The sequence below is a fragment of the Furfurilactobacillus entadae genome (assembly GCF_045862745.1).
Lineage (GTDB): Bacteria > Bacillota > Bacilli > Lactobacillales > Lactobacillaceae > Furfurilactobacillus > Furfurilactobacillus entadae.
This window is the reverse complement of the sequence record NZ_BQXN01000071.1, coordinates 1-339: the sequence shown is the minus strand read 5'-3', so window position 1 is coordinate 339 and position 339 is coordinate 1. Positions and strand designations below refer to the sequence as shown.

Here is a 339-nt window from a genome sequence, read left to right as displayed (position 1 = left end):
CGCGAAATAAGGCGCAGGCCTCGTCTCATCTAACGTAAAGCGGCGGTTCATGGACAAAGTTCAGTCCATAAACCGCCGCTTTACATTACCTGAGGGTGCCTAATCGCCCCTTATTTCGCTCTCTAAGCTTGTTTAGTTGGGTAGATCGTAAACTCATTAACATTGACATCATCCGGTTGCTCAATCGCAAAGTTCACGACCCGTGCAATGGCGTCCGGTGAGATGCCCACCGCATCATACAGTTGGTCCATGCCAGCTCGGGTACCTTCATCCGTAATCGTGTTTAATAATTCCGTATTGATGGCCGCCGGATACAATGTTGTTGTTCGGATGTTTGTT

The 339-nt window shown here is 48.7% G+C and carries 1 pseudogene; it reads right to left on the bottom strand.

Annotated elements, in window-relative coordinates:
* Positions 1 to 122 precede the first annotated feature (122 nt).
* Positions 123 to 339, bottom strand: a pseudogene (locus ACKTR5_RS11800) (oxidoreductase); the annotation flags it as partial.